This is a genomic window from Streptomyces sp. NPDC046900, from assembly GCF_040644975.1.
GTDB lineage: Bacteria > Actinomycetota > Actinomycetes > Streptomycetales > Streptomycetaceae > Streptomyces.
In genome coordinates this window covers 1-9,722 of record NZ_JBEYXD010000159.1, presented here as the reverse complement: position 1 = coordinate 9,722, position 9,722 = coordinate 1, and the positions used below count along the sequence as shown (strand labels likewise).

Below are 9,722 nucleotides of genomic sequence, written 5' to 3'. Positions count from 1 at the left end.
TGGTCGAGGCGGCACTCCGCACCGGCCGCCAGGAGGAGGCGGTGCGCCATGTGCGGGCGATGCAGGACGCCGACGTCGCAGCGCTCTCTCCACGGTTCGCCCTGGCCGCGCAGGCCTCCGCCGCGTTGTGCACACCCGAGGACGCCGAGGCTGTGCGATTGTTCGAGAAGGCGTTGGACATCCCCGGAGCGGATCGGTGGCCCTTCGACCTCGCCCGCGTACAGCTGTTCCTCGGCGAGCGGTTGAGGCGTATGAGGGCGACGGAGAAGGCCAGGGAGCCGCTGGGTGTCGCCCTGGCCACCTTCGAACGGCTGGGAGCCTGGCCGTGGGCGGACCGCGCCGGGAAGGAACTCCGCGCCGCCGGCGCGAACACGCGGCGTGCAAGACAAGAGCGCACGCATGCGCTCACACCGCAGGAGATGGAGATCGCCCAGCTGGCGGCGTCCGGCCTGACCAACAAGCAGATAGCCGAACGTCTCTTCCTCTCCCACCGGACCGTCGGAGCCCACCTCTACCAGATCTTCCCGAAACTCGGCATCACCTCGCGGGCCATGCTGCGAGACGCCCTGGAATCCGGTGCGGCCTCGGACATCTGATCACCCTGATTCCGCCCGGCTCGGACCTCCGGGCCGGTACTACAGCCGTGAGTCGCGATCGCGGTCTCTTCGGTCGCGGGTGGCGTGATGGTCAAGCGGCCCGTTCCAGTCCGAGGCGGGTGAATTGGCTGATGGGGGTGGTGCCGATGGGGTGCCGCTCCACCACGTATTCAGGCGGTGGAGGTTGAGTCCGGCGGCAGTCAGGACGTGGCCAAGGTGGGTCTTGCGTAGCCCGCGGTAGGACGTGGTTTACTCGAGGCCAGCGAGCCGAGATGCGTTCCCACCTGCCGCAACACCACGTGCGTGGCGGCGGGCGCCTGATGAAGGTCCGGTACAACCTGGAAGCGGCTCAGCTCACGGGGGCTGAGCGGCGGCGGTGGGAAGCGTCGCGCTGGTTCCTCCAAGCCGATGGGGAATCGGGCAAGCGGTTCGGCAGCGAGACGATCCGCGTCACCCCTGACGGCGTCGTCTCCCTCAAGCTCCCGGCACCGCCGGCACACCGTGCCAACGCCCCGCAAGGCCGGTACGTGTTAACCAGCGCCGTGGCCTTGCACGACCGGAGCAAGGAGTGGGCCGAGTGGGTGTTGGCGAACCGTGCCGTCGCCTACCGCGTCTGCTACGACTGCAGCGCGGACGCTGGTACCTGACCGCGTCATGGACGATCCCCCGTTATCTTCTTCGCGGTCCTGCAAGGGGACCGCTGGCCTCCGGGCCCGGCATGACTGTTCCCCCCTGTCGAGCGGATGACCTGGGGGGTGGTGTCACCGGGCCCGAGAGGCGCCGTTGGAGACGCTGATGAGAGGTCTGACTACCGCCTGGCCTGGCGCAATGCCTGGCATCCCGCGGGCGGCAGGTCTGCATAACGTGGATGCGCGCATACGACGCCAACACCCTGGCCAGCACCGCACGAACCCGGTTCGGGAGGATGAAGTTGTACGACATTGACGACGTGGGCGTCTTCCTCGGCCTGGACGTCGGCAAGAGTGCCCATCACGGGCACGGGCTCACCCCGGCCGGAAAGAAGGTCTTCGACAAGCAGTTGCCCAACAGCGAGCCGAAGCTGCGGGCCGTCTTCGACAAACTGGCCGCGAAGTTCGGCACCGTGCTAGTGATCGTGGACCAGCCCGCCTCGATCGGCGCCCTCCCTCTGACCGTCGCCCGGGACGCCGGCTGCAAGGTCGCCTACCTGCCCGGACTCGCGATGCGGCGGATCGCCGATCTCTACCCGGGAGAAGCGAAGACCGACGCCAAGGACGCAGCAGTGATCGCGGACGCCGCCCGCACCATGCCGCACACCCTGCGCTCGCTGGAACTGACCGACGAGATCACCGCCGAGCTGACCGTGCTGGTCGGCTTCGACCAGGACCTGGCGGCCGAGGCCACCCGCACCTCCAACCGAATACGCGGCCTGCTCACCCAGTTCCACCCCAGCCTGGAACGCGTCCTCGGCCCGCGCCTGGACCACCCCGCGGTGACCTGGCTGCTGGAACGCTACGGCTCCCCGCAGGCTCTGCGGAAAGCCGGCCGCCGCAAACTCGTCGAGGTCATCCGCCCCAAGGCCCCGCGCATGGCAGAGCGGCTGATCGACGACGCCTTCGACGCGCTCGACGAACAGACCGTCGTAGTTCCGGGTACCGGCACCCTCGACGTGGTGATCCCGTCGCTGGCCCGCTCGCTCGCGGCCGTCCACGAACAACGACGCGCCCTGGAAACGCAGATCGCGCAGTTGCTGGAGGCTCACCCTCTTTCCCCGGTCCTGACCTCGATGCCGGGGGTCGCGGTCAGGACCGCCGCCACCTTGCTGGTCACCGTCGGCGACGGCACCAGCTTCCCCACCGCCGCCCACCTCGCCTCCTACGCCGGCCTCGCCCCCACGACCAGGTCGTCAGGGACCTCCATCCACGGCGAACACGCGCCCAGAGGCGGCAATCGGCAGCTCAAACGCGCGATGTTCCTGTCCGCATTCGCCGCACTGCACGATCCCGCCTCTCGCACCTACTACGACAGATGCCGGGCCCGCGGAAAAACCCACACCCAAGCGCTGCTCCGCCTGGCCCGCCACCGCATCAGCGTGCTGTTCGCCATGCTCCGCGACGGCACCTTCTACGAACCCCGAACCCCACGCCTGGCTTGACGAAAGACATAGAGGCACCCCCCGTCAAGACCGTGCCCCTGGATGTGGCCCGCGTCGGCGAGCTGGTCGGCGTGGATACCAACGCCGACCACCTCGCCGCCTCGATGAGCACGGCAACCCGTGCGGCAAGCCCCGCCGCTTCTTCTTCGACCTGTGTGAGCGATCGTCGTGCATCGGACCGCCCAGGCCGGACACGACGCCCCTGGACGTGAGGAATCCCGCCCCCGTATCACCAGACCACGCACACGATGCGCCGAGCCCGGATACAGACCGAGCGCGGGAAACCAGGACGCTCAACACCGTTCGCAGCGCCCGGCTGTGCCTGTACAACTCATGCTCAGTCCATAGGAACGGTCGGGATTCTCCACCAGCGCCGCGTGGACCCGCCCCACCAGCCCGTCCCATTGATCCCTGTCCAGCCCCGTCGTAACGGTCCAGCTCAACGACCTTGCCCCAGTCGGTACTTGACGTAGTGGAACACACCAAGCTACCGGGCAGGGCCGCCTCACTGGTCACGAGAACCAGCTCGTGAATAAGTCTCCTGGGCACGGGGCAGCCGGCGATGGCCTGTGGCCGTCCAGCAGCGACGGTCAAATGACTGAAGAACAACGATGTGTCACCTTCAAAAACTAGGTCATTTAGCAGGTTACCGAGGGGGGCAGTTGGGGCTCACTATGAGATGGCGCTGGAGAACGGAAACGGTCTGCACGACCCTGTGCCGGCCGGGGGAGGCGCCGACCGTCAAGGACCGCACACGAATTTACATGAAATAAGGACGACAGGTCGTGAGTAGAATTCAACAAAAGGCGTGACTGGCGGGCGGCTGTTTCTGGGGCATCCAGGAGCTGTTTCGGGCGCTGTCAGGCGTCTTGACCACTCGGATGGGATACAGCGGCGGCGACATGCCCTATCCGACGTGTCACAATCACGGAAGCCATGCCGAGTCGATAGAGATCACCTTCGATCGCGCCGCAACCGAATACCGTGCCGTCCTGGAATACTTCGTCGGGATCCGCTACCTCACCGCTATGAACCGGCAGGGAAACGATGTCGGCACCAGCTACCGCTCCGCCATCTTCTATCGGGACGATGAGCAGCGACGCGTCGCCGAGGAGACCATCGCCGATGTCGTGACCTCAGGCCTGCGGCTGGGAAGGGTGGTGACCGAAGTCGTTCCGGCTGACGAGTCCTGGGAAACTGAATCTGAATACCAGGACTATCTGCAGCGTTTCTCAGAGGGCTATACCTGTCATTTCCCGCGCGCGAATTGGTGGCTGCCGAAGCGCGCAAATTCCTGATCCAGCGCCCGTCGCACCTGCGCTCTCTTGCGAGCGCGGCCGCTATGGTCGACCTCCTAGGGTCTTGCGAAATTTAGGCCATATAAGCCGAGCTCGGATGCTTGCGTATGCAATCCATGTTTTCGTCAGTGCGAATCAGGTGACAGTGTCGAATGTGACAATCCTTCACTGTTTCGATAGCGTCTCTGGCGAAATGGGGACGCAAGGGAATTATCCGTCAATATCCATGGTCGGATCGACGAATCTGCGTCGACCCGGAAACAAAAAAATCTAGGAGAAAGTTTTTTCATGTCCACGACCATCAACACCGCGGTTCGGTCGTTTACGGTCCCGACCGCCTCTGAGGCGGAGCTCGAGGATCTGCGTGCTCGGATCGAGGCCACCCGTTGGCCGGACCGTGAGGTCGTCGATGACCACTCGCAGGGCCCTCAGCTCAAGGTCTTGCAGACGCTCGCGCACTACTGGGCGAACGAGTACGACATGCGACGGGTCGAGACCAGGTTCAAGGCCCACCCGAACTATGTCACCGAGATCGACGGCGTCGACATCCACTTCATCCATGTCCGCTCGCGGCACGAGAACGCGTTGCCGGTCATCATCACCCATGGATGGCCGGGCTCGGGCGTCGAGCTGCTGAGCGTGATCGACCCACTGGTCAACCCGACCGCCCACGGTGGTACGGCGGCCGACGCTTTTGACGTGGTAATCCCGTCGATGCCGGGCTATGGATACTCCGGCAAGCCGCGGGAGACGGGCTGGGGTCCCGAGCGCATCGCCCGCGCGTGGACCGAGCTGATGAAGCGCCTCGGCTACGACCGTTACGTCGCCCAGGGCGGTGACTGGGGCGCGATCGTGACCGACCTGATGGGCGTTGCTGCGGCGCCCGGACTGCTCGGCATCCACTCGAACATGCCCGGCATCGTGCCCGCCGATGTCGCATCCAAGATCAACTTCGTGACCACCGGCCCGGCACCCGCGGGCCTGTCGCCCGAAGAGGTCGAGGCATGGGACCAGCTGATGCTCCTCTACGGGCCGGGCTCCGGCTACGCGGTGGAGATGTCGACGCAGCCCCAGACCCTCTACGGGATCGCTGACTCACCGGTCGGGCTCGCTGCCTGGATCATGAACCACGACTACGCCAGCTACGAGGACATCGCCGCCGGTATTCTCGGGAACCCGATCGGCAACCTCACCCCCGACGAGGTGCTCGACAACATCACCCACTACTGGCTGACGAACACGGCGGTGTCCTCCGGCCGACTGTACTGGGAGAACAAGAGCGGATTCTTCGATGCCAAGGGCGTTGTCGTCCCGGCGGCCGTGAGCGTCTTCCCCAAGGAGCTCTACGTGACGCCGCGCAGCTGGGCTGAGAAGGCCTACTCCAACCTCGTCTACTTCAACCAGGTCGACCGAGGAGGCCACTTCGCCGCCTGGCAGGAGCCGGAACTGTTCGCAGCCGAGGTTCGCGCCGGCTTCAAGCTTCTCCGGTAGCAGCACGGGTGCGGGTGGCCTGCGCCACCCGCACCCGCGTTTATAGCAAGCCACCGTAACTGCCGAACGCGGCCGACGACCAGAGAGCTTTCTCTGCGGGTGTTACGGCGGTTGTGGGTCGAGACCGGTCTTCGCGAGAAGCCCGGCGAATAACTCCGGCCGGCGCTGTTTGTGCCGTAGTCGGTGCATGTAGTTAAAGCATCGATCACTGTGTTGACAAGGCAAGTACATGCCGAGAGTGGGAGCTTCAACCATGGCTCAGCCGCAGGGTGAAGAGCTGCAGGCGATACTCAAGCGCCAAAAAGAGCTGCGGCAGCAATATCTTTTGGATTCAAGTGAGCGGACCACAAGCACCTCACGAGGGGTCCATCATGCTGCATTCATTTGCCGTGATGTCGAAGAGACTATCCTCTTCTATCAGAACGTCATGGGGTTTCCGCTGGTAGAGCTGATAGAAAACGGCGACTACCCTGGATCGACTCATTTCTTCTTCGATCTCGGGAACGGGAATCTGCTTGGCTTCTTCGACTTTCCTGGGCATCCCCATCCGGATTACGCCGAGGCGATCGGCGGAATTCACCACCTAGCGTTGTCGGTCACCAGCGAAACCTTCGCCGCGCTGAAGGCCCGTTTCGATGAACAGGGCATCCAGTACATAGTCGCAGAGTGGGAGCCGGCTCACAGCATGTTCGTGGCCGACCCCAACGGTCTCAGACTGGAAATCAGCCAACTGCGCCTACTGGACCTGGGTTTCGAGTAGATTTCCGACCTCGTTCTTGTCTCGAGCCGACTTGGGTGGTCATGCCTCACAGCCCAGGCGTGATGCGTGCTCGGATCGCGCCTCGATCATTCACGTGCACGCGCCGGCGTGAGGGGTTCGGCCGGGGTGCCCGGTTCCCGGCGGTTCGTTCTGCGGTGTGATCGCTGTCGGCCAGGTCTGTGCGCCGCGTGTCGCCGCGGGCGGCGTCGGCATCCACCAACCGAGCGTGCTACTGGTCGTCTCCTTCCGAGGTGTCGGGCGGCGGGGCCGGTGGTCAGCCGGGATCGGGTAGGGCCTGGATGCGGTCCCACGCAGCGACGGCCCGGTGGGCGGCAGCCCACTCCCGGTCGAACTCGAGCTCCCGACGCCGGGCGTGTTCGGTCAGCTTGGCTGGGACGTCCAACAGTTCGCTGCGGACGGTGGCAGGTTCGCCCCTGGCGAACCTGCCGTCCAAGGCGAGGAGTTGCAGTCAGGAGAGCAGGCCCATGGCCACGGCGGGCAGGGTGCACCAGGCCTGGTCGAGGACGAACTTGAAGGAGGGCAGCCGGGTGAGGGTCAAAGATTTCGATCTTCGGATGCGGTCGCGGAGGTTGCTGTACTTCGCTGCTGCACCGCAACCAGTGCAGCAGCGCTGGGCGACCCCAGGGCATCAGGGACTCCACGAAACCAAAAGCAGCTCACACCGAGGTGCAGGCCAGGGAACGGGCGTCGGGCCTTGCAGAGGCCGTAGCCGAGCGGGGCGGGCCGCGCGCGGATCCACTGCTCGAACTGATCGCGGTCCACGCGCGCTGCCTCGCCGTACTGCCGGCGGGTCTGATGCTGGCTGCACAGCCGGGTGGCGGCTTCCCAATGTTGGCATACCTGTCTCTACCAGCGGCTTTGCCCTCGTCCAACGCCGAAGGCCCCAATCCGGTAGAGACCGCTACGTCATAGCCCGTCACCACTCGTTGCTGTCAACTGTTCACTGCTGATGGAGAAACCGTGAGAAATCTTCCTGCTTTGCTTCTCGTGCACGGCGCCTGGCATAGCCCGTGGTGCTGGCAGCCTTTGATCGAACATCTGCCGGGCGTCGATGTACGGACCGTCGCGCTGCCCAGCAGCGGAGCCGATCCGGCGGACTTGGGGGATCTCTACGACGACGCGGCCGCCGTGGCGAAGACACTGGCCTCGATCGGCGGGCCCACCGTGGTTGTCGGACACTCCTACGGCGGCAGCCCCATTACCGAGGCCGCCGCGCAAGTCGACAACGTGATTCGGCTTGTCTACGTCACTGCCCTGATGCTCGACGTCGGCGACTCCGTCCTGTCTGCGGCCGACGGCGTCTACCCGCCCTACTGGGACGTGCGGGAGCGACCTGACGAACACCCTGACAAGGGCTTCTTCGGAGTGTCCCAGCCCTTGGAGATCCTCTACGGTGACGTGGACCCCGAACTCGCGCGGCTGTCGGCCGCCAAGCTCGGCCGCCAGTCGCTGGCCTCAGCCACCCAGCCTCTCACTAAGGCGGCCTGGCGTACGGTGCCGAGTACCTACGTCGTGTGCGAAGCCGACGCGGCGATTCCGGTGCCTCTCCAGGAGGCCATGGCTCAGCGCGCCCAGCGTACGCGGCGGTTGGACTCCGCGCATTCACCGTTCCTCTCCAACCCGGCCGAGTTGGCCCGCATCCTGCGGGAAGAACTCGGCGGGTAGAACGGCGGCGCGGTCGGCTTCCCGGTGGGACCGTTTGACATCCTTCTTGAGCGCAGGTCCGGGCGTTTACGCCCGGGTTAGCTCATCTCAAACCCGGAGCCGCGTAGCGGCGGAGCACGCTTCGTTTCTTGTGGGACGGCTGATTGTCAGTCGTGTGCCTTGGTCTTCAACTGGTCTGTCAACACGGGCAGTCGGTCAGCTTATGGTGTCGGTTGCGCCATGTACGGTTGCCGGGACTGTGGGGGCAGGCGTTGATGAGGGGGTGTGGCAGCTCGGGGACTCGTACTTCTACGAGTCCCCGTAACCGGCTGGAGCCCGCCCAGCGGTCACTGCACGCCTACCACCAGGAGGTCCTGGGATGCCCTGGCGCGCGGGCGGGCAGGGAAGAACGGCGTAGCGCCCAGAACCGGGCCGCCCGCGCACCGAGCAGTCCCGCGGCGGGTGTAGCTGACGACAGTCGACAGCGCTGTCATCTCAAACGACACCAGCGCCTGCAAGGGTGCTGGTAGGGCACTCGCCCGCGTCGCCTGAAGCGCACAAGACAGAAGCTCCGGCCTTCAGGCCGGGGAGGTTCACATCCTCACCTCCCTGGGAGGGGATTTCTGGCTCAGGCTGCCTCCGGGAGCAGCGCTCCCGGAGGTCTTACGCCCTCGGCACCAGCCGGGTTGAGACCAGCCCGGACCAGCATCACGCGCGCGGAGTTCTTGTCCCTCGGAGAGACAAGTCCGCACACGGTACAGGTGTAGGTACGTTCCGAAAGAGGAAGCGCGTGCTTGGTTCTTGCTCCGCACGATGCGCAATCCATGGTGGTGTGCGCAGGATGCACGAGACGAACGTCCCGCCTGTGCTTACGACCCATCTCGATCAGGGCTGCCTTGGTGGAGCCGATGGCAGCATCGGCTGCCTTGCGGGCCATGCTGGTCTTCGCGAGGAACTTCGACTGGAAGTCCTCGACGGCGATCGCGTCGTAGTCGCGGGCAACTCGTTTGGCCCACTTGCGAGTAGTGTCCCGCCGCTGCCGCGCCACCTTCTTGTCGAGCTTCGCGGCCTGCCGCTGGGCATCGCGGTAGCCCTTGGATGCCGCCTGTCCCTTGGCGGGGCGGCGGCGTGCCGTCATCCGCTGGTAGCGGGCGAGTTTCTGCGCGGTGGACTTCCCGTGCTGGGCATGGGGGAGGGCCGTGGGCGTGCGATGTGGTGGTGGCGGTCTCCTTCACGCCCGAGTCCACGACTATCACCGCGACGGTGGCGGGAAGCTGCAGGCCTTCGGTGCAGACGACGAACGACGCGTGCCAAGTGGCCGATGCTGTCGCGGTACACAAGGTTCTCAGCAACGGAGCGGTCAAATGACCTAGCCACCAAACGTGCGACGCCGATTGCCTAGGTAACCCGACCGTCGGACGGTTGGGGCCGGCGGGGCGGTGCAGCGCCCCCTGGCGGTCCACCTTCGACAGACGTCGTCGCCGACCTGCCGCAGTCGGGTGCCGGGGACGGCCGAGCACCCCGGCGAACAGGCCACACAACTGGTCGCTGCCGACGCCCGCCTCCACCCCGGTCGACGGGAAACCAGCGGCACCGCGGTCTCGACCGGGCTTTCCGCTTGACCTGCCGATGACCCACTGAGCGGCCGACTCATACGCCGCTCATGAAGACGTGCACCCATACCTAGTGTCCTGCGCCTGAAATTCGTTGAATATATCGGGCGAGGGAGTCGAGGATCTCTTCGGCGGTCTTGGTCCACACGAACGGTTTGGGGTCCT

6 protein-coding genes and 2 pseudogenes are annotated in these 9,722 nt (G+C 65.4%); 7 read left to right on the top strand and 1 reads right to left on the bottom strand.

The genetic code is table 11. The annotated features are described in order from the left end of the window. The 7 genes and pseudogenes from ABZ904_RS49150 to ABZ904_RS49120 all read left to right on the top strand — a co-directional run. The coding region (locus ABZ904_RS49150) for a helix-turn-helix transcriptional regulator (protein WP_361830674.1) at positions 1–596 on the top strand (596 nt) is incomplete at its 5' end. Positions 597–895: 299 nt separating this feature from the next. After that, positions 896–1,263, top strand: a pseudogene (locus ABZ904_RS49145) (IS200/IS605 family accessory protein TnpB-related protein); the annotation flags it as partial. Positions 1,264–1,527: 264 nt separating this feature from the next. Then, the gene (locus tag ABZ904_RS49140; protein ID WP_361830672.1) at positions 1,528–2,730 is read left to right on the top strand and encodes an IS110 family transposase; all 1,203 of its coding nucleotides are present in this window, start codon (positions 1,528–1,530) and stop codon (positions 2,728–2,730) included. A gap of 812 nt (positions 2,731–3,542) precedes the next feature. Then, positions 3,543–4,028: a peptide-methionine (S)-S-oxide reductase MsrA gene (msrA, locus tag ABZ904_RS49135; RefSeq protein ID WP_361830676.1), complete on the top strand. Its 486-nt coding sequence runs from the start codon at positions 3,543–3,545 to the stop codon at positions 4,026–4,028. Between the two features lie 288 nt (positions 4,029–4,316). Further along, positions 4,317–5,519, top strand: a complete 1,203-nt coding sequence (locus ABZ904_RS49130) for an epoxide hydrolase family protein (protein ID WP_359410887.1) — start codon at positions 4,317–4,319, stop codon at positions 5,517–5,519. Between the two features lie 253 nt (positions 5,520–5,772). Beyond that, entirely contained in the window at positions 5,773–6,279 is a 507-nt protein-coding gene (locus tag ABZ904_RS49125) for a VOC family protein (protein WP_361830670.1), read from the top strand. Between the two features lie 981 nt (positions 6,280–7,260). Then, on the top strand, positions 7,261–7,965 hold the full coding sequence (locus ABZ904_RS49120; protein ID WP_361830668.1) for an alpha/beta hydrolase: 705 nt from the start codon (positions 7,261–7,263) through the stop codon (positions 7,963–7,965). Positions 7,966–8,572: 607 nt separating this feature from the next. Here the strand turns inward: ABZ904_RS49120 and ABZ904_RS49115 are convergent. Further along, a pseudogene (locus tag ABZ904_RS49115) lies at positions 8,573–9,282 on the bottom strand (transposase); the annotation flags it as partial. Positions 9,283–9,722 lie beyond the last annotated feature (440 nt).

Coding starts and splice junctions, on each gene's coding strand:
- ABZ904_RS49125 (WP_361830670.1), top strand. CDS start 5,773: ATGGCTCAGCCGCAGGGTGAAGAGCTGCAGGCGATACTCAAGCGCCAA.
- ABZ904_RS49130 (WP_359410887.1), top strand. CDS start 4,317: ATGTCCACGACCATCAACACCGCGGTTCGGTCGTTTACGGTCCCGACC.